Source organism: Geodermatophilus sp. SYSU D01176 (genome assembly GCF_054050015.1).
The window spans coordinates 21,716-42,993 of record NZ_JBJGYN010000037.1 but is presented as its reverse complement, the minus strand read 5'-3'; the positions used below and the strand labels follow the sequence as shown (position 1 = coordinate 42,993).

At 74.4% G+C, this 21,278-nt stretch carries 24 protein-coding genes; 18 read left to right on the top strand and 6 right to left on the bottom strand.

Annotation, left to right across the window (positions count from 1 at the left end; translation table 11 throughout):
- Positions 1–141: 141 nt before the first annotated feature.
- Positions 142–1,323: an alcohol dehydrogenase catalytic domain-containing protein gene (locus ACI78Z_RS18080; RefSeq protein WP_457037930.1), complete on the bottom strand. Its 1,182-nt coding sequence runs from the start codon at positions 1,321–1,323 to the stop codon at positions 142–144.
- Between the two features lie 293 nt (positions 1,324–1,616).
- Between ACI78Z_RS18080 and ACI78Z_RS18075 the strand changes: the two genes are divergently transcribed.
- From ACI78Z_RS18075 to serB, 8 genes are all read left to right on the top strand, one after another.
- Entirely contained in the window at positions 1,617–2,600 is a 984-nt protein-coding gene (locus ACI78Z_RS18075; RefSeq protein ID WP_457037929.1) for a M23 family metallopeptidase, read from the top strand.
- A gap of 270 nt (positions 2,601–2,870) precedes the next feature.
- The gene (locus ACI78Z_RS18070) at positions 2,871–3,794 is read left to right on the top strand and encodes a cation diffusion facilitator family transporter (RefSeq protein WP_457037928.1); all 924 of its coding nucleotides are present in this window, start codon (positions 2,871–2,873) and stop codon (positions 3,792–3,794) included.
- A gap of 146 nt (positions 3,795–3,940) precedes the next feature.
- Positions 3,941–4,897 carry a cytochrome c oxidase assembly protein gene (locus tag ACI78Z_RS18065; RefSeq protein WP_457037927.1) on the top strand — a complete coding sequence of 319 codons (957 nt, stop codon included), beginning with the start codon at positions 3,941–3,943 and terminating at the stop codon, positions 4,895–4,897.
- A gap of 70 nt (positions 4,898–4,967) precedes the next feature.
- Positions 4,968–5,486 carry a metallophosphoesterase family protein gene (locus tag ACI78Z_RS18060; RefSeq protein ID WP_457037926.1) on the top strand — a complete coding sequence of 173 codons (519 nt, stop codon included), beginning with the start codon at positions 4,968–4,970 and terminating at the stop codon, positions 5,484–5,486.
- Positions 5,483–6,712 (top strand): MFS transporter, encoded by a 1,230-nt coding sequence (locus tag ACI78Z_RS18055; protein ID WP_457037925.1) that lies wholly within the window; start codon positions 5,483–5,485, stop codon positions 6,710–6,712. The genes ACI78Z_RS18060 and ACI78Z_RS18055 overlap by 4 nt, the downstream gene beginning before the upstream one ends.
- Positions 6,709–7,575 (top strand): putative RNA methyltransferase, encoded by an 867-nt coding sequence (locus tag ACI78Z_RS18050; protein WP_457037924.1) that lies wholly within the window; start codon positions 6,709–6,711, stop codon positions 7,573–7,575. The genes ACI78Z_RS18055 and ACI78Z_RS18050 overlap by 4 nt, the downstream gene beginning before the upstream one ends.
- A gap of 116 nt (positions 7,576–7,691) precedes the next feature.
- The gene (gene ctaD, locus ACI78Z_RS18045) at positions 7,692–9,449 is read left to right on the top strand and encodes an aa3-type cytochrome oxidase subunit I (protein ID WP_457037923.1); all 1,758 of its coding nucleotides are present in this window, start codon (positions 7,692–7,694) and stop codon (positions 9,447–9,449) included.
- Between the two features lie 226 nt (positions 9,450–9,675).
- A complete protein-coding gene (serB, locus tag ACI78Z_RS18040; RefSeq protein ID WP_457037922.1) occupies positions 9,676–10,953 on the top strand; it encodes a phosphoserine phosphatase SerB in 1,278 nt (425 codons plus the stop codon).
- A gap of 271 nt (positions 10,954–11,224) precedes the next feature.
- Here serB and ACI78Z_RS18035 read toward each other — a convergent pair whose 3' ends face one another.
- Positions 11,225–11,800, bottom strand: coding sequence for an isochorismatase family protein (locus ACI78Z_RS18035; protein WP_457037921.1), 576 nt, complete (start codon positions 11,798–11,800; stop codon positions 11,225–11,227).
- A gap of 10 nt (positions 11,801–11,810) precedes the next feature.
- A complete protein-coding gene (locus ACI78Z_RS18030; protein ID WP_457037920.1) occupies positions 11,811–13,094 on the bottom strand; it encodes a nicotinate phosphoribosyltransferase in 1,284 nt (427 codons plus the stop codon).
- A gap of 64 nt (positions 13,095–13,158) precedes the next feature.
- Here ACI78Z_RS18030 and clpS point away from each other — a divergent pair, with 64 nt between their 5' ends.
- On the top strand, positions 13,159–13,455 hold the full coding sequence (clpS, locus tag ACI78Z_RS18025; RefSeq protein WP_457037919.1) for an ATP-dependent Clp protease adapter ClpS: 297 nt from the start codon (positions 13,159–13,161) through the stop codon (positions 13,453–13,455).
- Entirely contained in the window at positions 13,452–13,949 is a 498-nt protein-coding gene (locus ACI78Z_RS18020) for a DUF2017 family protein (protein ID WP_457037918.1), read from the top strand. Before clpS ends, ACI78Z_RS18020 begins: the two co-directional genes overlap by 4 nt.
- Here the strand turns inward: ACI78Z_RS18020 and ACI78Z_RS18015 are convergent.
- Positions 13,888–14,244, bottom strand: a complete 357-nt coding sequence (locus tag ACI78Z_RS18015; RefSeq protein WP_457037917.1) for a hypothetical protein — start codon at positions 14,242–14,244, stop codon at positions 13,888–13,890. The genes ACI78Z_RS18020 and ACI78Z_RS18015 overlap by 62 nt on opposite strands.
- Before the next feature lie 103 nt (positions 14,245–14,347).
- Here ACI78Z_RS18015 and ACI78Z_RS18010 point away from each other — a divergent pair, with 103 nt between their 5' ends.
- The 6 genes from ACI78Z_RS18010 (at position 14,348) to ACI78Z_RS17985 (ending at position 18,648) form a co-directional block, all read left to right on the top strand.
- Positions 14,348–14,821: a Mov34/MPN/PAD-1 family protein gene (locus ACI78Z_RS18010; protein ID WP_457037916.1), complete on the top strand. Its 474-nt coding sequence runs from the start codon at positions 14,348–14,350 to the stop codon at positions 14,819–14,821.
- Positions 14,822–14,953: 132 nt separating this feature from the next.
- The gene (locus tag ACI78Z_RS18005; RefSeq protein ID WP_457037915.1) at positions 14,954–15,232 is read left to right on the top strand and encodes a ubiquitin-like small modifier protein 1; all 279 of its coding nucleotides are present in this window, start codon (positions 14,954–14,956) and stop codon (positions 15,230–15,232) included.
- Between the two features lie 48 nt (positions 15,233–15,280).
- Positions 15,281–16,231, top strand: a complete 951-nt coding sequence (locus ACI78Z_RS18000) for a PLP-dependent cysteine synthase family protein (RefSeq protein ID WP_457037914.1) — start codon at positions 15,281–15,283, stop codon at positions 16,229–16,231.
- 112 nt (positions 16,232–16,343) lie between these two features.
- The gene (locus ACI78Z_RS17995) at positions 16,344–17,084 is read left to right on the top strand and encodes an MBL fold metallo-hydrolase (protein ID WP_457037913.1); all 741 of its coding nucleotides are present in this window, start codon (positions 16,344–16,346) and stop codon (positions 17,082–17,084) included.
- Positions 17,085–17,123: 39 nt separating this feature from the next.
- Positions 17,124–18,080: a DNA polymerase domain-containing protein gene (locus ACI78Z_RS17990; protein WP_457037912.1), complete on the top strand. Its 957-nt coding sequence runs from the start codon at positions 17,124–17,126 to the stop codon at positions 18,078–18,080.
- Between the two features lie 82 nt (positions 18,081–18,162).
- The gene (locus tag ACI78Z_RS17985) at positions 18,163–18,648 is read left to right on the top strand and encodes a DUF4262 domain-containing protein (protein WP_457037911.1); all 486 of its coding nucleotides are present in this window, start codon (positions 18,163–18,165) and stop codon (positions 18,646–18,648) included.
- A 95-nt stretch (positions 18,649–18,743) separates the two neighbouring features.
- On the opposite strand, the gene bcp is transcribed toward ACI78Z_RS17985, so the two are convergent.
- Positions 18,744–19,241, bottom strand: coding sequence for a thioredoxin-dependent thiol peroxidase (gene bcp / locus ACI78Z_RS17980; RefSeq protein ID WP_457037910.1), 498 nt, complete (start codon positions 19,239–19,241; stop codon positions 18,744–18,746).
- Positions 19,242–19,281: 40 nt separating this feature from the next.
- Positions 19,282–19,650, bottom strand: coding sequence for a YjbQ family protein (locus tag ACI78Z_RS17975; protein ID WP_457037909.1), 369 nt, complete (start codon positions 19,648–19,650; stop codon positions 19,282–19,284).
- 162 nt (positions 19,651–19,812) lie between these two features.
- Here ACI78Z_RS17975 and rph point away from each other — a divergent pair, with 162 nt between their 5' ends.
- Positions 19,813–20,562, top strand: coding sequence for a ribonuclease PH (rph, locus tag ACI78Z_RS17970; RefSeq protein ID WP_457037908.1), 750 nt, complete (start codon positions 19,813–19,815; stop codon positions 20,560–20,562).
- Positions 20,559–21,170, top strand: coding sequence for an RdgB/HAM1 family non-canonical purine NTP pyrophosphatase (gene rdgB / locus ACI78Z_RS17965; protein WP_457037907.1), 612 nt, complete (start codon positions 20,559–20,561; stop codon positions 21,168–21,170). Before rph ends, rdgB begins: the two co-directional genes overlap by 4 nt.
- Positions 21,171–21,278: the final 108 nt, after the last annotated feature.

Below are 21,278 nucleotides of genomic sequence, written 5' to 3'. Positions count from 1 at the left end.
TCCAGGGGACGTGGGCGCGGACGAGGTGGGGCGGACTGCGACGTCCGGCTGGGTCCCCCGGGGAGACCCTCCCTGGGGGCAAGGCGGCGTTCCGGGCCGACATGCCCGGCACGCCGCGTGGGTCTGCTCACACGGTGCGGATTAGGGCTTGAGCAGCACCTTGACCGCGCCGTCCTTCTTCTCGCGGAAGTCCGCGTAGGCCTGCGGCGCCTGCTCGAGCGGCACGTGGTGGGTGGCGAAGTCGTCGACGCCCAGGGGGTCGCCCTCGGTGAGGATCGGCAGGATGTCGGGCACCCAGCGCCACACGTTGGCCTGGCCCATGCGCAGCTGGATCTGCTTGTCGAACATCCGCATGAGCGGCAGCGGGTCGGTCGCGCCGCCGTAGACGCCGGACAACGAGATCGTCCCGCCGCGGCGCACCGCGTCGATGGCGGTGTTCAGCGCGGCCAGCCGGTCGACGCCGGCGACCTGCATGACCTTCTCCATGATCGCGTCGGGCACGACCGCGGTGGCCTTCTGCGCGATGCTGGCCAGCGGCGAGCCGTGCGCCTCCATGCCGACGGCGTCGATCACCGCGTCGGCGCCGCGGCCGGCGGTCGCCTCCTGGATCGCCTGCACGACGTCGTCCTTCTTCGTCGAGCGGATGACGTGCGTGCCGCGAGCGGTGGCCCGGGCCAGCCGCTCCGGGACGACGTCGGAGGCGTACACGTTCTCGATGCCCAGGTGGTGGGCGATGCGGGTGCACATGTCACCGATCGGGCCGAGGCCCAGCACCAGCAGCGTGCCGCCGGGCGGGGTGGCCGCGTACTGCACCGCCTGCCACGCGGTGGGCAGCACGTCGGAGAGGTAGACGAAGCGGTCGTCGGGCAGGCCGTCGGGGACCTTGATGGGCAGCGTGTTGCCGAAGGGCACCCGCAGGTACTCCGCCTGGCCGCCCGGGACCTGGCCGTAGAGTTTGGTGTAGCCGAACAGCGAGGCGCCGTAGCCCTGCTCGCGGTTCTGCGTCGTCTCGCACTGCGACTGCAGGCCCTGCGAGCACATCCAGCAGGTGCCGCAGGAGATGTTGAAGGGGACGACGACCCGGTCGCCGGGGCGGACGGCGGTCACCTCCGCGCCGACCTCGCGGACGACGCCCATCGGCTCGTGACCCATCACGTCGCCCACCGTCATGAACGGCGCCATGACCTCGATCAGGTGCAGATCCGACCCGCAGATGCCGCTTGAGGTGACCTCGATGACGACGTCGGTGGGCTCCTGGATCGTGGGGTCCGGGACGGTGTCCACCCGGACGTCTGCTCGGCCGTGCCAGGTGACTGCGCGCATGGGGGTGCACTCCTCGGATCGACGTCGACGGGCTCCGACAAGGGACTTCTGCCCCGACGTGAGCTCAATCGCCCCCCAACTTGGCGGCGAACGGCGTGCCGATCACCCTTCGTCACCCCGGATGGACCCGGCGTCGAAGGACAGCGATGGAGTTCGGTGACCGAGGTCACTCATTCGGTTACCGATACCCCCGTCGTCAGATCACGATTTGGTCACGACGTGTTTACATGGCTCCCGTCCGCTTCCCCCGGACACCCGCACGACGACCTTGTCCCCCTCCGGAAGTCAGGTGCATGAGCCAGCTCCACCACGACCGTCCCGTCGACGAGCACGAGACGGCCCCGCACACCGTCCGGACGCAGCGCATGGGGGATGCGCTCCCGTCGGGCACCGCCACCGAGGAGCCGCGGCTCACCGAGGTCACCGACCTCGCCGACCTCACCGGGCAGGCCGAGGCCGCCGCCCGGGCCGGCATCGAAGGGCTCGCCGAGGAGTCCGGTCCGCTCTCCGTCGTCCCGGTCGCACGCGAGGGGTGGCGCGCTCGCCTCCGCGGTCGCGGGATCCCGCTGCCGGGCCGCCGTCCGGCCGTCTACCTCGCCGCCGCGCTGGTCGGCGCCGGCGGGCTGGGCCTGGTCGCCGCCGGCAGCCAGCTGACCCAGGCCCAGGAGACCGACGTCACCGAGAGCTCCTCGGTCAGCGTCGCTGCGGAGCTGGGCCTGGACGCCGGCTCCCCGGCCGCCGTCCCCGAGGCCGACGCCGCCGCCCGGCTGGGCGAGCTGACCGCCAGCCGCACCGCGCGGGAGGCCGAGCAGGCCGCCGCCGCGCAGGCACAGGCCGAGGCCGACCGGCTCGCCGCCGTGGCCATCGCCGAGGCGGCCCGTCCCGACGCGGTGCTGCCCGTCGACGGTGCCCGGCTGACCAGCGGCTTCGGTTCGCGCTGGGGCACCACGCACGCCGGCATCGACCTCGCCGCGCCGATGCGCACGCCCGAGAAGGCCGCGATGGACGGCATCGTGCTCGAGGCCGGGCCGGCCAGCGGCTACGGCCTGGTCGTGTACCTCCAGCACGACAACGGCGACGTCACCGTCTACGGGCACATGGAGGAGATCCTGGTGACGCCGGGCCAGGTCGTCCGGGCCGGCGACACCATCGCGCTGCTGGGCAACCGCGGCCAGTCCACCGGTCCTCACCTGCACTTCGAGGTGCGCCTGGGCGGCCTGAACGGTCAGAAGGTCGACCCGGTGCCCTACCTGCGGGAGCGCGGCGTCGCGATCTGACGAAGGACCACCCTTCGCCCCTCGGAGGACCCCCGTGCCCCCGCCAATCGCAGGCTCGCGCCAGGTCCCGTCCAGAGCCCGCCGCAGGCCTCGTCCCGGGTCCCACCCTGAGCCTGCGAAGGGTGGGGAGGACGAGGTCCTTCCACGGTGAGGACGACGGGGTCCTCTCGCCTGCACGGGGGCCGTCAGGGCTCGGCGCGGACCCCCGGAGGGTGGCCGTCGGGTGCGGGACACTCGGACCGTGCGGAACGCGACGGCTGGGCTGCGCTGATGGGGCACGGGCACGCCCACGGGCACCCGCCGTCGACCGCGTCCGCCGGGTACCGCCGCCGGCTGGCCGTCGTCCTCGGGCTCACCGTGGCGGTGGTCGCGGCCGAGGTCGCCGGTGCGCTGGTCTCCGGGTCCCTCGCCCTGCTGGCCGACGCCGGGCACATGGCCACCGACGCGCTCGGCATCGGCCTCGCGCTCGGCGCGGTGTCCCTGGCCCAGCGGCCCGCCCGCGGACGGCGGACCTTCGGCTGGCAGCGGGCGGAGATCCTCGCCGCCGTCGCCAACGGCCTGCTGCTCGTCGGCGTGGCCGGCTACGTCGTCGTGGAGGCCGTCCGCCGGATCGGGGACCCGCCGCAGATCGACGCCGGCGTGGTGCTCGCCGTCGCGGCGGTCGGCCTGGCGGTCAACCTCGCCGGCCTGGCGCTGCTGCACTCCGGCCGGCGGGAGTCGCTGGCCGTCCGCGGCGCCCACCTCGAGGTGCTCGGCGACGCGCTCGGCTCGGTGGCCGTCCTGGTCGCCGGCGTGGTCGTCGCGGCCACCGGCTGGACGCCGGCCGACACCGTGGCCTCCCTGCTCATCGCCGCCCTGGTGCTGCCCCGGGCGTGGTCGCTGCTGCGCGAGGCGGTCGACGTGCTGCTGGAGGCGGCGCCGCGCGGGGTCGACCTCGACCGGGTGCGCGCGCACGTCCTGGGGGTGGAGGGGGTCGTCGGCGTCCACGACCTGCACGCCTGGACGATCACCTCCGGGCTGCCGGTGCTGTCCGCGCACGTCGTCGTCAGCGACGAGGCGCTGGCCGACGGCCACGGCGGGCGGGTGCTCGACGCGCTCTGCGCCTGCCTGGGCGACCACTTCGACGTCGCGCACTGCACCTTCCAGCTGGAGGGCGAGGCGCACGCCGGCCACGAGTCACCGGTCCACGACTGAGGCTGAAGGACCACCTGCCCCCGTCACTCGCAGGCTCGCGGCGGGACCCTGCAGGGGGCCGCGGCGGGCGCTGGACGGGGCCACCCGGTCGGGTCCTGTGGTGGGACAGTGGGACCGCAGACGGCGCGGCGGGGCAGGAGGACGCGGTGGACCACGGTCACCACTCGGGCATGTGGGTGCCCGCGGAGCCGCCGACCTGGGGGCGGGTGTTCCTGCCCCACCTCGACGGCTGGTCGTGGCTGGCGGTCCTGAGCCTGGTCGGCCTGGTCGGCTACCCCGTCGCGGTCGCCGTGCTGCGCCGCTCGGGCGTGCGCTGGCCGTGGTGGCGGACGGCGGCCTGGGTCGCCGGCTGCCTCTCGCTGTTCGCGGTGACCGGAACCTGGCTCAACGGCTACAGCATGGTGCTGTTCAGCCTGCACATGGCCCAGCACATGGTGCTGTCGATGATCGCGCCGATCCTGCTGCTGCTCGGCGCCCCGGTCACCCTCGCGCTGCGGACGCTCCCGCGCGGCAAGCGGCTGGCCGGCGTCCCGCGGGCGCTGCTGCTCGACGCGCTGCACAGCCGGGTCGCCCGCGTGCTGTCCCACCCGGCGTTCACCCTGCCGCTGTTCCTGGCCAGCCTCTACGCCGTCTACTTCACACCGGTCTTCGACGCGCTGATGGGCAACCCGCTCGGGCACCAGTTCATGCTCGCCCACTTCACGGTGACCGGACTGCTGTTCTTCGGCCCGATCCTGGCCCAGGACCCGTGGCCCCGGACGACGGGCCACGGCGGCCGGATGGTCGAGCTGCTGCTCCCGATGCCCTTCCACGCCTTCTTCGGCGTCGCGATCCTGATGGCCGGCTCCCTGGTGGTCGAGACGTTCGCGGACCCGCCCGCCGGCTGGGGCATCGACCCGCTGGCGGACCAGAAGACCGCCGGGAGCATCGCCTGGTCCTTCGGCGAGATCCCGACGGTGTTCGTCATGGCGCTGGTGTTGTTCGCCTGGATGGGCTCCGAGCAGCGGAAGGCCCGCCGGCTGGACCGGGTCGCCGACCGCACCGCGGACGCCGAGCTCGCCGCCTACAACGAGCGACTGCGCGCGATGGCCGAGCGGGGTTGAGCTCCCGGGTCTCCCGGTGGTGGGGGACCGCGGGTGGGCGCGGCGTCGGCCCGAGGGCGACGATGTCGTCGTGCCGGTCTCCCTCGTGTTCACGGCGGACACGCACGTCCCGAAGCGGGCGCGTGACCTCCCCGGCGCGCTGTGGGCGGCCATCGACGCCGCGGACGTCGTCGTGCACGCCGGCGACTGGGTGGACGTCGCCCTGCTGGACCGCTTCGAGGAGCGCGCCCGCCGGCTGGTCGCCGTCCACGGCAACAACGACCACGGCGCGCTGCGCGAGCGGCTGCCCGAGGTGGCCCGCGCGGAGGTCGGCGGCCTCCGGATGGCCGTCGTCCACGAGACGGGGGACAAGAAGGGCCGCGGGGCCCGCTGCGCCGCCCGCTTCCCCGGCACCGACCTGCTGGTGTTCGGCCACAGCCACATCCCCTGGGACACGGTGACACCGAGCGCGGGCACGCCATCCGGCCTGCGGCTGGTGAACCCCGGCTCGCCCACCGACCGGCGCCGGCAGCCGCACGGCACGTTCGTCACGGCGGTGGCCGACGACGGCGTGCTGCGCGACGTGACCTTCCACCCGGTCACCAGGTGACGGCGGACGACGGTTCGGCCCGCTGGCGGCAGCTCGGGGTCAGCCTGGTCGGGCTGGTCGCCGCGTGCGCGGTCCAGAACGGGCTGCCCTTCCTCACCGTCGCCCTGCGCGCGGAGGGGCTCTCGCTGGCGGCGATCGGCCTGCTGGTGAGCGCGCCCACGGCCGGCCTGGTCCTCAGCCTGCTGGCGTGGGGCGCCGCGGCCGACCGGTACGGCGAGCGGCTGGTGCTTAGCACCGGCCTCGGCGTCGCCGCGGCCGCGATGACCGGCGCCGCGCTGGCGGACGGACCGGTGACCACCGGGCTGTGGCTGCTGCTCGCCGGGGCCGGCAGTGCCTCGGTGCACGCGGCCAGCGGGCGGCTGGTGCTCGGCTGGTTCCCCGCCTCCCAGCGGGGCCTGGCCATGGGGATCCGCCAGGCGGGGCAGCCGATCGGCGTCGGGCTGGCCGCGTTCGCCCTGCCGCGGCTGGCCGCCGAGGGTCCGGGGACGGCGTTCGCCGCGCTCGCCGCCGGCTGCGCGGTCACCGCCGTCCTCGTCGGGGTGCTCGTGCGCGACCCGGCGCGGCTGGCGCGGTCCGCGGGGGCGCCCCGGCCCGCCTCGCCGTACCGCTCGCCGGTGCTGTGGCGGGTGCACGCGGCGAGCACGCTGCTCGTCGTCCCCCAGTTCGTGGTCGCGGCCTTCAGCTTCGACTTCCTGGTGCGGGCGGCCGGCTGGTCCGTGGGGGCGGCCAGCACGCTGCTGGCGCTCACCCAGCTCGGCGGCGCCGCCGCGCGGCTCGGGGCGGGGGCCTGGTCGGACCGCGCGGGCAGCCGGGTGGGGCCGCTGCGGCTGGCCGCCGTCGCGGTGTCCGCGGTCGTCGGGACGCTGGCCGTCGTCGCCGTCCTGACCCCGGACGTCCTGGGCCCGGCCGCCGTCGCCGCCGCGGTCGTCCTGGCCGCGGTCGTCACCGTGAGCCCGAACGGGATCGCCTTCACCTCGGTGGCCGAGCAGGCGGGCAGCGCCTGGGCCGGGCGGGCGCTCGGCACCCACAACACCGTGCAGAACCTCGCCGCGGCCGGCACCGTGCCGCTGGCCGCGCTGCTCGTGGAGGGCGGCCCCGGCTACCCGGCGGCGTTCGCGGCCGGCGCGGTGGCCGCGGCGCTCGCCGTCGGCGTCGTCCCGGGACGGGCCGTCGAGGCGTCCTCCCACGGCGCCCCGCGGGCAGTCCACCCCGCCCCGAGCCGGTGAGCCCCCGCCGGCCCTGGCCCGCCCGGGCGGTCGGGCTGCTGGCCTGCCCGGTGTGCGCGGCGCCTCTGGCCGCGCGGCCGGACGACGCGGGGCTGCGCTGTCCCGCCGGCCACTCCTTCGACCGGGCCCGGCAGGGACACGTGACCCTGCTGCCGCCCGGGCACGTCCCGCCGTCCGGCGACTCGGCGGCGATGGTGGCCGACCGGGTCGCCTTCCTCGCCTCCGGCCACTACGCCGGCGTGACCCGCGCACTCGGGGACGCCGTCGTCGCGGGGGACGACGGCCCGCCGGGCAGCCTGCTCGACCTGGGCGGCGGCACCGGGCAGCACCTGGCCGGGGTCCTCGAGCGGCTGCCCGGCGCGGTCGGGGTGGTCCTCGACTCCTCCCGCTACGCCGCCCGCCGCGCGGCCGGTGCGCACCCGCGGGCCCTGGCGGTGGTGGGCGACGCCTGGGCCCGGCTCCCGGTGCGCGACGCCGCCGTCGACCGGGTCCTGGTGGTCTTCGCACCCCGCAACGGCCCCGAGGTGGCGCGGGTGCTGCGGCCGGGTGGGCGACTGGTGGTCGTCACCCCGGCCGCCGACCACCTCACCGAGCTGGTCGGCCCGCTGGGGCTGCTGCGCGTCGACCCGGACAAGGCCGCCCGGCTCGCGGCGACGCTCGAGCCGCACCTGCGCCCGGTCAGCGCGGCGGGGCACCGCGAGCGGCTGGAGTTGGACCGGGCGGCGGTCACGACGCTGGTCGGCATGGGCCCGCACGCCCGCCACCTCAGCCCCGAACGGCTGGCCGCCGTGGTGGCCGGGCTGGCCGAGCGGACGGCGGTCACCGTGTCGGTCGACGTCACGACGTGGACCCGGACCGGCTGACCGGGGACCTTCCAGGTCACGGTCCGGCAACGGGGGGACGGCGGCTGAGCGGCGCGGACCGGCGTGCCTCCGGCGTCGGCAGGAAGCCTGTCCCGGGAACCGTCTAAGCTGCGGCCGTGACGATCGCACCGGCGCCGATCGTGAGCCGGCCGAGCCCGGTTCACCAGGCGGAGAAGGGCTCGCGGCTCTCGAACCTGCTGCGGACCACCGACCACAAGACCATCGGCCTGATGTACCTGGTGACATCCTTCGCCTGGTTCGTCATCGGCGGCCTCATGGCGTTGCTGATGCGCGGCGAGCTGGCCCGTCCGGGGCTGCAGTTCCTGTCGCCGGAGCAGTACAACCAGCTGGTCACCATGCACGGCACGGTGATGCTGCTGTTCTTCGCGACGCCGCTGTTCTTCGCGTTCTCGAACCTGATCATGCCGCTGCAGATCGGCGCGCCCGACGTCGCCTTCCCGCGGCTGAACTCCTTCTCCTACTGGCTGTTCCTCTTCGGCTCCACGCTGGCCGTGTCGGGCTTCCTCACGCCCGGCGGTGCCGCGGACTTCGGCTGGTACGCCTACACGCCGCTGTCCGACGCGACGAACAGCCCCGGCGCCGGCGCCGACCTGTGGATCGCCGGCCTGGCGGTCTCGGGTCTGGGCACGATCCTCGGTGCGGTCAACTTCATCACCACGATCGCCTGCCTCCGAGCGCCGGGCATGACCCTGTTCCGGATGCCGATCTTCACCTGGAACACGCTGGTCACCAGCCTGCTGGTGCTCTTCGCGTTCCCGATCCTCACCGCCGCGCTGTTCGGCCTCCTGGCCGACCGGCAGCTCGGTGCCCTCGTGTACTCGGAGGAGAACGGGGGGCCGATGCTGTGGCAGCACCTGTTCTGGTTCTTCGGGCACCCCGAGGTCTACATCATCGCGCTGCCGTTCTTCGGCATCGTCACCGAGATCATCCCGGTGTTCAGCCGCAAGCCGCTGTTCGGCTACAAGGGCATGGTCTTCGCGACCCTCGCCATCGGCGGTCTGTCGCTGACGGTGTGGGCGCACCACATGTACGCGACCGGTGCGGTGCTGCTGCCGTTCTTCGCGTTCCTGACCTACCTGATCGCCGTGCCGACCGGCATCAAGTTCTTCAACTGGATCGGCACGATGTGGCGGGGTCAGCTGACCTTCGAGACGCCGATGCTGTTCTCGATCGGCTTCATGGTCACCTTCCTCCTCGGCGGCCTGACCGGCGTCCTGCTGGCCAGCCCGCCGCTGGACTGGCACGTCAACGACAGCTACTTCGTCGTGGCGCACTTCCACTACGTGGTCTTCGGGACCGTCGTGTTCGCCGCCTACGCCGGCGTCTACTACTGGTTCCCCAAGCTGTGCGGCCGGATGATGGACGAGCGCCTGGGCAAGCTGCACTTCTGGCTGACCTTCATCGGCTTCCACGGCACGTTCCTGGTGCAGCACTGGCTCGGCGGTGAGGGCTTCCCCCGGCGCTACGCCAACTACCTGGCCAGCGACGGGTTCACCACGCTGAACACCGTGTCGACGATCTTCTCGTTCATCCTCGGCGCCTCGACGATCCCGTTCTTCTACAACGTGTTCCGGTCGTGGAAGTACGGTCGCCTCGCGCTGCGGGACGACCCCTGGGGTCACGGGAACTCGCTGGAGTGGGCGACGTCGTCCCCGCCGCCGCGGCACAACTTCGTGGAGATCCCGAAGATCCGCTCCGAGCGGCCGGCGTTCGAGGCGCACTACCCGCACCTCATCGAGCGCCTGCAGCGCGAGGCGCACGCGGGCAAGCGGCACGAGCCCTACGCCGGGGTGAGCGAGCTGGGCGGCACCGCCGGCCCACGGCAGGGGCCGAACGACCCCGACCCCACCTGAGGAAGGACCACCCTCCCCCACGCCCCGGAGGAGGACCCCGTCCTCCCCGCCCCTCGCACGCTCGCCGCGGTGCCCTGGACGGGGCCGGCGGGACCCTGAAGGGTGGCCGGTCCAGTTCCTCACCTGCGACGCCCCGTCGGCTCCGGCCGGCGGGGCGTCGCCGCGTCCCGGGGACGGTCCGGGCCGGGGGCAGGGGGCCGGACGGCGGTGCGGCACGATGGCGGCCGTGCTGCACGACCCCGCCCCCCGCACGTCACCGACCGCCGTCTCCACCCCGCGGGCGCTGCTGACCGTCTCCGGGGGCGACCGGCGAGGGGTCACCGCGAGGTTGTTCGCCGCCCTGGCCGCGCCCGGCGGAGGCTTCCCGCCGGTCGAGGTGGTCGACATCGAGCAGGTCGTCGTCCACGGGCAGCTGGTGCTCGGCGTCGTCGTCGGGGCGCTGCCGACGGAGGGCCGGTGGGTGGCGGAGGAGGACTTCCTCGCCGCACTCGGCCGGCTGGCCACCGAGGTGGCGGAGGCGACGGGCGTGCGGGTCGAGGTGGAGTCGGCCGCCGACGCCGGCCTGGACGCTGCGCCCGAGGGCCGCCCGCACCACGTCATCCTGCTCGGCCGGCCGGTGCCGCCGGAGGCCGTCGCCGGTGCAGCGGCGGCCATCGCCGGCATCGGCGGCAACATCGAGGCCATCCGGCGGCTGTCGGACTACCCGGTGACCAGCTTCGAGCTGACCGTCTCCGGGGCGGAGGCCACCGAGCTGCGCACCGCGCTGGCCTCGGTGGCCTCGGCGTCCGGCGCGGACATCGCCGTGGAGCAGGTGGGCCTGGCCCGCCGCAGCAAGCGGCTCATCGTGCTCGACGTCGACTCCACGCTCGTCCGCGGTGAGGTGATCGACGAGCTGGCCGCCCGCGCCGGGCGGGCCGCCGAGGTCGCCCGCATCACCGCCGCCGCCATGAACGGCGAGCTCGACTTCGCCCAGTCGCTGCGCGCCCGCGTGGCCGCGCTCGAGGGGTTGCCGGTCGAGGTGCTCGACGAGGTCCGTGAGGCGCTGGTGCTCACCCCCGGCGCGCGCACGCTCATCCGGACCCTCAAGCGGCTCGGCTTCCGGTGCGGCATCGTCAGCGGCGGCTTCACCCAGATCACCGACCCGCTGGCCGAACAGCTCGGGCTGGACTTCGCCGCCGCCAACACCCTGGAGGTCGCCGAGGGGCGGCTGACCGGGGGGCTGGTGGGGGAGATCGTCGACCGCGCCGGCAAGGCCCGCGCGCTCGCCCGCTTCGCCGACGAGTACGGCATCCCGCTCGACCAGACCGTGGCCGTCGGCGACGGCGCCAACGACCTGGACATGCTGGGCATCGCCGGGCTGGGCATCGCCTTCAACGCCAAGCCCTACGTGCGGGAGCAGGCCCACACGGCGCTCAACCAGCCCTACCTCGACGCCGTCCTGCAGGTGCTCGGCTTCACCCGCGACGAGGTCCTCGACGCTCTGCCGGTGTCATCCTCCGGATGACACCGCGGCCATGAGCCGTCTCCGGCGGCGCTGAGCCCCACCCGTCCCTCCTCGCGGAGGCCTCCGGCCCCCACTCGCAGGGACCGACACCGCCGCGAGGTGCCGTTCCCGGCTGGCGCTGAGCCACCCGTGTCCTGACCGGGAGACCCGCCGGGACGCCGCGAATGCGTGCCGAACCGCTGTCCAGCGCCTCTGGACCTCGATCAGCACCGGTCCAGCGGGCCTTCCGTGGGTCAGAGGGCCCGGTGGAGCGGTGGTGATCTCGCCGACCTCAGCCGGCGCGGTGGACCGAGCCCTCGAGTTCCACGCCCGCGGTGCGGAGCTGGTCGAGCGCGGCGTCCGTGGTGGACTCGCTGACACCCGCGGTCAGCGGCAGCAGCACCCGCGTCGAGAAGCCCTCGCCGACCGCGTCCAGCGCGGTGGCGCGCACGCAGTGGTCGGTGGCGATGCCGACGACGTCGACCGCGTCCACCCCTCGGGCGCGCAGCCAGTCGGCCAGGGCGACGCCGGCGGCGCGCCCCTCGAAGCCGGAGTAGGCAGCGGCGTGCTTGCCCTTGTCGAACACCGCCTCGATCGGCCCGCGTTCCAGGCGGGGGTGCAGCTCGGCGCCGTCCGTGCCGGCCACGCAGTGCGGCGGCCAGGTGTCCAGGAAGTCCGGCTGGTCGGCGAAGTGGTCCCCGGGGTCGACGTGGTGGTCGCGGGTGGCCACCACGTGGGCGTAGTCGGCGGCGTGCGCCCGGACGTGCGCGCTGATCGCACCGGCGACGTCCGCACCGCCGGCGACGGCGAGGCTGCCGCCCTCGCAGAAGTCGTTCTGCACGTCCACGACCAGCAGCGCGCGGGTCATCTCGTCCTCCTCAGGCCGTCAGGGTCTCGATCGCGCAGTCCCCGCGGGACAGCGCGAACGCCTCGGGTGGCATCGCCTCGCGCGCCTGCCGGTGGTGCGTGCGGGCAGCGGCCAGCGCCTCCCGCGGCGTGGCCGGCGCGCACAGCTGCCCACCCCGGACCAGTTCCACGATGAGCGGCCGGTCGCCGTCCCGGGGCAGGACCGCCTCGCTGGTCACCACCTCGGCGGTCGCCGTCCCGGAGGCGTCGTGCCGGCGGACGGCGGACTTGCGCCCGCCCACCGAGGGCTTGCCCAGGGACCGCTTGGCCACCGGGACGCCGTCCCGCTCCACCAGCTTGTAGACCATGCCCATCGTCGGTGCGCCGGAGCCGGTGACCAGAGCCGTCCCGACGCCGTAGCCGTCGACCGGCGCGGCCATCAGCCCGGCGATCGCGTACTCGTCGAGGTCGCTGGTGACGATGATCCGCGTGCGCGTGGCGCCGAGCGAGTCCAGCAGCTCGCGGGCGTGGGCGGCGAGCGTGGGCAGGTCGCCGGAGTCCAGCCGGATGGCGCCGAGCTCCGGCCCGGCGACCTCCACCGCGGTGCGGATGCCCTGGTCGACGTCGAAGGTGTCCACCAGCAGCGTCGTGCCGACGCCGAGCGTGGCGACCTGGGCGCGGAAGGCCGACTCCTCGTCGTCGTGCAGCAGGGTGAAGGCGTGCGCGCTGGTGCCGGTCGTGGGCACCCCGTACCGGCGGCCGGCCTCCAGGTTCGACGTGGCGGCGAAGCCCACCAGGTGGGCGGCGCGGGCGGCGGCGACCGCGGCCTCCTCGTGCGTGCGTCGCGAGCCCATCTCGATGCACGGCCGCTCGCAGGCCGCGGTGACCATCCGGGCCGCGGCGGAGGCGATCGCGCTGTCGTGGTTGAGCACCGAGAGCACCAGCGTCTCCAGCAGCACCCCCTGGGCGAACGGGGCGCGGACGGTCAGCACGGGGGAGCCGGGGAAGAACAGCTCACCCTCGGCGTAGCCGTCGACGTCCCCGCTGAAGCGGAACCCGGCCAGCCAGTCCAGCAGCCGGGGGTCGGTGAGCCCCTGGTCGCGCAGGGCGGCGAGGTCCTCGTCGGTGAAGCGGAACGCGGGCAGCGCCTCCAGCAGCCGGCCGGTGCCGGCGAGCACTCCGTAGCGGCGGCCGTGCGGCAACCGCCGGGCGAACACCTCGAACACGCAGTCGCGGTCGGCGGTGCCGTCGGCCAGGGCCGCGGCGACCATGGTCAGCTCGTACCGGTCGGTGAACAGGGCGGGACCCGTCGGCATGCCACCGGAGCCTAGGTGGGGCGGGGGAGGGCCACCGCCCGGGACGGTCTCCTAGAGTGGAGCCGTGGCCGGACCACTCGCGCCGACACCGACGCCGGAGGAGACCGTCGAGGAGCACGGCGACCTCGACCGCCCCTGGGTCACCATCGTCTGGAACGACCCGGTCAACCTCATGACCTACGTGACCTACGTGCTGCAGGAGCTGTTCGGCTACGACGAGCCGACGGCGACCACGCTGATGCTCCAGGTGCACGAGGAGGGCAAGGCCATCGTGAGCTCCGGGCCGCGGGAGCGGATGGAGCACGACACCAGCCGGCTGCACGCCTACGGGCTGTGGGCCAGCTACCAGCGGGACGCATGAGGCCGTTCCGCCGCAGGGGGGACGTGCTGGTCGCCGAGCTGGAACCGGCCGAGGCCCGCATCGTCGCGCTCCTGCTCGACCAGCTCGACCAGCTGCTCACTGCCGACGCCGAGGACGTCGCCGGTGACCCGGTGATCGACCGGCTGCTGCCCGCCGGCCACCGCACCGACCCCGAGCTGGCCGCCGACTACCGCGAGCTGACCGAGTCGGCGCTGCGCGCGGGCAAGACCGACGACCTGGCCACGGTCCGCGCCGGCCTGCCGCCGGACGGCGGGACGGTCCGGCTGGACCCCGAGCAGGCGGCCGCCTGGCTGCGCACCAGCAACGACCTGCGCCTGGCCCTGGGCACCCGGCTGGACATCCAGGAGGACACCGAGCCGCCGGAGGACCTCACCAGCGAGCAGGGGCAGCAGCTCGCCGTCTACTACTGGCTCACCGGCCTGCAGGGGTCGCTCGTCGACGCACTCGCCGCCGGTCGCGCCGGCCGAAGGTGAGCACGACCAGCGCGGCGAGCAGCAGGTCCAGCACGAAGAACACCGAGACCAGGCCGGGCATCTCCAGGCCCCGCACGATCGCCCCGACGGCGCTGACCAGGACGACGAGCGAGAGCAGGGCGACGAGGAGCAGCACCACCAGCCGGCCGGTGACCAGCAGCACCAGCGAGACCCGGTCGGCGGTGACGTCGCTGCTGTAGTGCCCGGTGCGGCGGAGGAGCCCCCGCGCGCCGAGCACCAGCGCCGGCGCCGCCAGGACCAGCACGCCGGCGACCATGAGCAGCTCGAGGACCACGAACGGGCACCGTATCGGAGCAAGGACCCCCTGCCCTCCGCCCCTCGCCAGCTCGGGGCGGGACCCTGCTGGGGGCCGTCGGCGGGCCGCCTAGACTGGTGCCGTGCTGCGCATCGACCGCGCGACCTACGACGCCATCGTGGCCCACGCCCGGGAGGACCACCCGGACGAGGCCTGTGGCGTCGTCGCCGGGCCCGAGGGCAGTGACCGGCCGGAACGCTTCATCCCGATGCTGAACGCCGCGCGGTCGCCCACGTTCTACGAGTTCGACTCCGGTGACCTGCTGAAGCTGTACCGGGAGATGGACGACCGGGACGAGGAGCCGGTGGTCATCTACCACTCGCACACCGCCACCGAGGCGTACCCCTCGCGGACCGACATCAGCTACGCGTCGGAGCCGAACGCGCACTACGTCCTCGTCTCCACCCGGCACCACGGCGCGCAGACCGGCCTGGCCGGTGACGAGGTCGAGTTCCGCAGCTTCCGCATCGTCGACGGCGTCGTCACCGAGGAGGACGTCGAGGTCGTCGAGTCCTACCTGTTCGGCCACTCGCCGACCACCGTCGTCTACGACTGACGAAGGACCTGGTCCCGCTGGGGCCGCCACAGGAATGCCCCGCGACGAGCGGGCGTTGGCCCGTCGAGACGCACGTCCGCTGCGCGGCAGCGCGGCAGCACACCCCTGAGTCCTGAGGAGAACGCACACGCCATGGCCATCGAGGTCCGGATCCCGACCATCCTGCGCACCCACACCGGCGGCAACAAGACCGTCGAGGGCACCGGGGACACCCTCGCCGCGCTCGTCGACGACCTCGACGCCAAGCACCCGGGCCTGAAGAACCGCCTCGTCACCGAGGAGGGCAAGCTGCACCGCTTCGTCAACGTCTACGTCAACGACGAGGACGTGCGCTTCACCGGTGCGCTGGACACCCAGGTCAAGGACGGCGACTCCGTCACGATCCTCCCGGCGGTCGCGGGCGGCTGCTGAGCGTCCGCCGCTCCGCACCACCCCGCCGCCTCCCGGAAGAGCTCCCCCATGGCCCGATTCGCCTCCCTCGTCGACTCGCTCGGCAACACCCCGCTCGTGGGGCTGCCGAGCCTGTCGCCGACCCCTGACGTCCGGCTGTGGGCCAAGCTCGAGGACCACAACCCCACCGGGTCGATCAAGGACCGGGCCGCCATCTCGATGATCGAGGCGGCGGAGAAGGAGGGGAAGCTCAAGCCCGGCGACACCATCCTCGAGCCGACCAGCGGGAACACCGGGATCTCGCTGGCGATGGTGGCCAGGCAGCGGGGCTACCGGCTGATCTGCGTGATGCCGGAGAACACCTCGATCGAGCGGCGCCAGCTGCTGGAGATGTACGGCGCGCAGATCATCAGCTCCCCGGCGGCCGGCGGCTCCAACCAGGCCGTCGCCGTCGCCAAGGGGCTGGCCGCCGAGCACGACGACTGGGTGATGCTCTACCAGTACGGCAACCCGGCCAACGCCGAGGCCCACTACACCGGCACCGGCCCGGAGATCCTGGCCGACCTGCCCTCGATCACCCACTTCGTCGCCGGGCTCGGCACCACCGGCACGCTCATGGGCGTCTCGCGGTTCCTGCGGGAGAAGAAGCCCGAGGTGCGGGTCATCGCGGCCGAGCCGCGCTACGGCGAGCTGGTCTACGGGCTGCGCAACATCGACGAGGGGTTCGTCCCCGAGCTCTACGACCCGGCGCTGCTGGACTCCCGGTTCAGCGTCGGACCGCAGGACGCCGTCCGCCGCACCCGGCAGCTGGTCGAGCAGGAGGGCATCTTCGCCGGCATCTCGACCGGCGCCATCCTGCACGCGGCCCTCGGCATCGCCGACAAGGAGGTCGCCGCCGGCCGCAAGGCCGACATCGTCTTTATCGTCTGCGACGGTGGCTGGAAGTACCTCTCCACCGGGGCCTACGCGGGCACGCTTGAGGAGGCGACCTCCGCACTGGAGGGCCAGCTGTGGGCCTGAGCCGGGTCCTGCTGTGTTGCTCGAGCCGGGTCCTGCTCCGGGCGTGACGGTGGTCTCCCGGCCCACCCGGCTAGCCTGACCCGCCGATGGCGATGGAGCGGGGGAGCACAGCGTGAAGCTGACGGTGGTCGGGTGCTCGGGCAGCGGCCCGGGCCCGGTGTCCCCTGCGTCGTGCTACCTGGTCGAGCACGACGGCTTCCGCGTGCTGCTTGACCTGGGCAACGGCTCCTTCGGCGCCCTGCAGGCCGTGGCCGACCCCGACACCGTCGACGCGGTCTACCTCTCCCACCTGCACGCCGACCACTGCCTGCACGTCGCGCCGTTCGTCGTCTGGCACCGCTACTCCGGCCGCGCCACCAAGCCGTCGGTGCCGCTGTTCGCCCCGGTCGGCGCCGAGCGCCGGCTGGCGCTGGCCTACGATGCGGACGGCGACGGGCTCAGCGACGTGTTCGACTTCGTCCCGGTGGGTGCCGGGCACCTCGAGCTCGGCCCGTTCACCGCCGAGCTGGTCCGCACCGCGCACCCGGTCGAGTGCTACGCGATCCGGCTCACCGCCGGCGGCCGCTCGCTGGTCTACACCGGCGACACGGGGGCCAGCGCCGCCGTCGTCGAGCTGGCCCGCGGCGCCGACGTCCTGCTGGCCGAGGCCGCGCACCCCGACGTCCCCGGTCTGCCGCCGGACCTGCACCTCACCGGCCGGGAGGCCGGCGAGCACGCCGCCGCGGCCGGCGTCGGGCGGCTGCTGCTCACGCACGTCCCGGCCTGGGTGGACGCCGCCGGGCAGCTCGCCGACGCGCGGACCGCCTTCCCCTCGGCCGAACTCGTCGCCCCGGGCGCCAGCTACGACGTGTGAGCGGTTGCCCGGGCGCGCGGGGCCGGGCACGGTGGGCCGGTGGTCGACGACGAACGGGACGGCGTCCGGCTGACCAGCCTCGACGCGCCGCTGGGCGACGGGCTCGGGGTCACCAAGGGCGAGCTGGTCGACCACCTCGACGCGTTCGCCGACCGGCTGGTGCCGCAGCTGGCCGGCCGGCCGTTGTCGGTCAAGCGGGTGCGGCCGGGCCAGGAGCCGTTCATGCAGCGCAACGTCGCGAAGGGTGCGCCGGACTGGGTCCGGACCGTGCCGGTGTGGTCCTTCGGCGCCCACCGCGAGGTGCACCAGGTCCTCTGCGACGACCGCCGCACGCTGCTGTGGCTGGCCAACCAGCGGGCCGTGGAGTTCCACGTCCCCTTCCTCCGCGCCGGCGAGGAGACCGAGCCGACCGGCATCGTGCTCGACCTCGACCCGCCGGAGGGCGCCGACTTCGCCGTGGTCGTGCAGGCCGCGGAGCTGGTGCGGCGGGCGCTGACCGGTGCCGGGCTGGCCGGCGCGGTGAAGACCAGCGGGTCCAAGGGCGTGCACGTCGTCGTCCCGGTTCGGGGTGTCGGGCCCGAGGACGCTGCCGCCGCGACCCGGGCGCTGGCCGCCCGCGCCGCCGCGCTCGACCCCGCCCTGGCGACGACCGCCTACATCCGCGAGGACCGGCACGGCCGGGTGTTCCTCGACTCCACCCGATCCGGTTCCTCGACCATCGTCGCCGCCTACAGCCCCCGCATCCGCCCGGGTCTGCCGGTGTCCGCGCCGGTGGCGTGGGCGGACCTGCCGTCGGTGCGGCCCGGCGACGTCACCGTGCGGACGGCACCGGACCGGCTGGGGGACGGCGACCCGTGGACGGCGCTGCTGCCGGACCGCCAGGAGGTCCCCGCCGACCTGGTCGCCGAGGGGCACACCATCCCGGTCGCCCGCGTGCAGGCCATGCACGAGGGCCGCCGCCGTGCCCGGGCCCGGCGTGCGGAGGCGGGGGACTGACGGTCCGCGGCTCCCTCCACAGGCGGGGACCGCGTCCACAGCCCACCGGCAGGGGGACGTCCCTCCCGGGCAGGCTCCGCCCATGCCCCTCGACCCGCAGACCTCGACCTGGCTGGACCAGGAGGACGCGCACCTCGCCCGCACCATCCGGCAGCACCGGTGGGCGGTGCAGTACGTCGGCTCCGGCGCGGCGGACGACGAGCCGTCCTGCGGCTACACGATCGGCCTGTTCGGGCTCGGTCACGCGGAACTGGTCCTGGTGGGCCTGTGCGTCGACACCACCCACGGCCTGCTGCAGCGGGCGGCCGAGGAGGTCGCCGCCGGTCGCGACCTGGTGCCCGGTGAGCTGATCACCTGGGACGACTGGGCCGGCCGGCTGTACGTCGAGGCCTCGCCCAACCCCGGTGAGGTGGTGCTGGGGGCCAACCGCTTCTACCGGCGACCAGCCGAGTACTCGGTGCCGGCGTTCCAGCTGGCCTGGAGCCACGCCAACGGGCACTTCCCGTGGGAGGACGGGTACCCGTGCGGGCCGGAGTGCCAGCCGCGTCCGGGCACCTGGCGGGCCTGAGCGGTGACGCACTGGAGCGGCCGCCCTGCCGGTGGAAGGACCCTCTCCTTTCCCCACCGCTCGCGAGCTCGCGGCGGGCCCTGGGAGCGGGCCGCTCAGCCGATGCCGAGCTCCCGGCGCAGCTTGGCCACGTGCCCGGTGGCCTTGACGTTGTAGGCGGCCTTCTCGATGCGCCCCCCGGCGTCGACGACGAAGGTCGACCGGATGACGCCGACGACCTCCTTGCCGTACAGCTTCTTGGGTCCGAACGCGCCGTAGGCGGCGAGCACCTGCTTCTCCGGGTCGGAGAGCAGGGTGATCCGCAGCCCCTCCTTCTCGCGGAAGCGCAGCAGCTTCTCCGGCGGGTCGGGGGAGATGCCGATGATGTCCAGGCCGGCCTCGGCCAGGTCGCCGGCGGCGGCGGTGAAGTCGACGGCCTGCGTGGTGCAGCCCGGGGTCATGGCCGCGGGGTAGCAGTAGACGATCACCCGGCGGCCGCGGTAGCTCGCGAGCGACACCGCGTTGCCGTCGGCGTCGGGCAGCGTGAACTCCGGTGCGGGGTCACCGGGGGCCAGGCGGACGGGGGCGACGTCGGTATCGGTCACGCCCGTCATCCTGCCGCGCCCGGCCGACCACGGTGCAGGGGGTCGTCCCTCAGCCGGTGAGGAAGGAGAGCCGCACGTGCCGCTGCGGGTTGTCGGTGTTGGTGTCCACCAGGCAGATCCGCTGCCAGGTGCCCAGTTGCATCCGGCCCTCCAGCACCGGGACGCTCGCGTGCGGCGGGACGAACGCCGGGAGCACGTGGTCGCGGCCGTGGCCCTTGCTGCCGTGCCGGTGCCGCCAGCGCTCGTCGCGGGGGAGGAGCACGTCGAGGTGGGCGAGCAGGTCGTCGTCACTGCCCGCACCGGTCTCGATGATGGCCACGCCCGCCGTCGCGTGCGGCACGAAGACGTGCAGCAGCCCGTCGGCCTCCCCGCGGACGAACTCGGCGCACTCGTCGGTGAGGTCGACCACCGTGGGCACGCCTCCGGTCCGGACCGTCCGCAGCTCAGATCGCACACGACATTGTCGTCCTACCGGACGACACGGTGTCCACGAGCCGTCCCGGCCTGCGTCGAGCCCGCCCGCCGTCTCGTCGCGGGACCCTCCGGGCCCCACTCCTCGACGGCACTACTGTCGGCGGACGTGACCACGACCGCGGCGAAGCCCCGTCCCGACGGCCGGGCGGCCGACCAGCTCCGTCCCGTGACGATCACCCGCAACTGGCTGGACCACGCCGAGGGCTCGGTGCTGGTCGAGTTCGGCCGCACGCGGGTCCTCTGCGCGGCCAGCGTCACCGAGGGGGTGCCGCGCTGGCGGAAGGGCTCGGGCCTGGGCTGGGTCACCGCCGAGTACGCGATGCTGCCGCGCGCGACGCACACCCGCGGCGACCGGGAGTCGGTGAAGGGTCGCATCGGCGGGCGCACCCACGAGATCAGCCGGCTCATCGGCCGCTCGCTGCGCGCCGCGATCGACCTCGGCGCGCTGGGGGAGAACAGCATCGCCATCGACTGCGACGTCCTGCAGGCCGACGGCGGCACCCGGACCGCGGCGATCACCGGCTCCTACGTCGCGCTGGCCGACGCCGTCTCGTGGCTGGGAGAGCGGCGCAAGCTGGCCCGCCCGAAGGCACTCCTGCAGTCGGTGGCCGCGGTGAGCGTCGGCGTCGTCGACGGGCAGCCGCGGCTGGACCTGGCCTACGAGGAGGACGTCCGCGCCGGCACCGACATGAACGTCGTCTGCACCGGCGAGGGCAGCTTCGTCGAGGTCCAGGGCACCGCGGAGAACGGTGTCTTCGACCGCGGCACGCTCGACGCCCTGCTCGACCTCGCGGTCGCCGGCTGTGCCGAGCTCACCCGCCTCCAGGCCGAGGCCCTGCAGCGGGCGCCCCGATGAGCGACCGGCTGCTGCTGGCCACCCGCAACCCCGGCAAGCTCGCCGAGCTGCAGCGGCTGCTGGAGAGCGCCGTCCCCGGTGTCGCCGTGGTCGGCCTGCGCGACGTCCCCGAGTACCCGGAGGCCCCGGAGACCGGCGCGACGTTCGCGGAGAACGCGCTGCTCAAGGCCCGTGAGGCGGTCCGGTACACCGGCCTGCCGGCGGTCGCCGACGACTCCGGCCTGACCGTCGACGCGCTCAACGGCATGCCGGGCGTCCTGTCCGCGCGCTGGTCCGGGCGCCACGGGGACGACGCGGCCAACACCGCCCTGCTGCTCGGGCAACTGGCCGACGTGCCGGACGAGCGGCGCGGGGCGGCGTTCGTCTGCGCGGCCGCGGTCGTCACGCCGGACGGCGCCGAGCGGGTGCTCGAGCGGTCGTGGCGGGGCCGGGTCGTCCAGGAGGCCCGGGGCTCCAACGGTTTCGGCTACGACCCGGTGTTCCTGCCCGACGGGGTGGACCGCACCGCGGCCGAGCTCACCGCGGCCGAGAAGGACGCCCGCAGCCACCGCGGCCAGGCCTTCGCCGCCCTCGTCCCGCTGGTCGCGGAGCTGCTCGGCCGATCCTGACCCCGGCCGGGCTCCCCCCTTGGGAGGAGTGAGCGGCCCCCGGGTGAACCGGACGGGCGAAACGTCCGATGCGTCCCTGTCACCCGCACGAGGCGGGTGCGGCGAGGA

Bases quoted from the DNA above. Each gene is read 5' to 3' on its own strand.
- ACI78Z_RS18080 (WP_457037930.1), bottom strand. From the start codon at position 1,323: ATGCGCGCAGTCACCTGGCACGGCCGAGCAGACGTCCGGGTGGACACC.
- ACI78Z_RS18075 (WP_457037929.1), top strand. From the start codon at position 1,617: ATGAGCCAGCTCCACCACGACCGTCCCGTCGACGAGCACGAGACGGCC.
- ACI78Z_RS18070 (WP_457037928.1), top strand. From the start codon at position 2,871: ATGGGGCACGGGCACGCCCACGGGCACCCGCCGTCGACCGCGTCCGCC.
- ACI78Z_RS18035 (WP_457037921.1), bottom strand. From the start codon at position 11,800: ATGACCCGCGCGCTGCTGGTCGTGGACGTGCAGAACGACTTCTGCGAG.
- ACI78Z_RS18030 (WP_457037920.1), bottom strand. From the start codon at position 13,094: ATGCCGACGGGTCCCGCCCTGTTCACCGACCGGTACGAGCTGACCATG.
- ACI78Z_RS18020 (WP_457037918.1), top strand. From the start codon at position 13,452: ATGAGGCCGTTCCGCCGCAGGGGGGACGTGCTGGTCGCCGAGCTGGAA.
- ACI78Z_RS18005 (WP_457037915.1), top strand. From the start codon at position 14,954: ATGGCCATCGAGGTCCGGATCCCGACCATCCTGCGCACCCACACCGGC.
- ACI78Z_RS18000 (WP_457037914.1), top strand. From the start codon at position 15,281: ATGGCCCGATTCGCCTCCCTCGTCGACTCGCTCGGCAACACCCCGCTC.
- ACI78Z_RS17985 (WP_457037911.1), top strand. From the start codon at position 18,163: ATGCCCCTCGACCCGCAGACCTCGACCTGGCTGGACCAGGAGGACGCG.
- bcp (WP_457037910.1), bottom strand. From the start codon at position 19,241: ATGACGGGCGTGACCGATACCGACGTCGCCCCCGTCCGCCTGGCCCCC.
- rdgB (WP_457037907.1), top strand. From the start codon at position 20,559: ATGAGCGACCGGCTGCTGCTGGCCACCCGCAACCCCGGCAAGCTCGCC.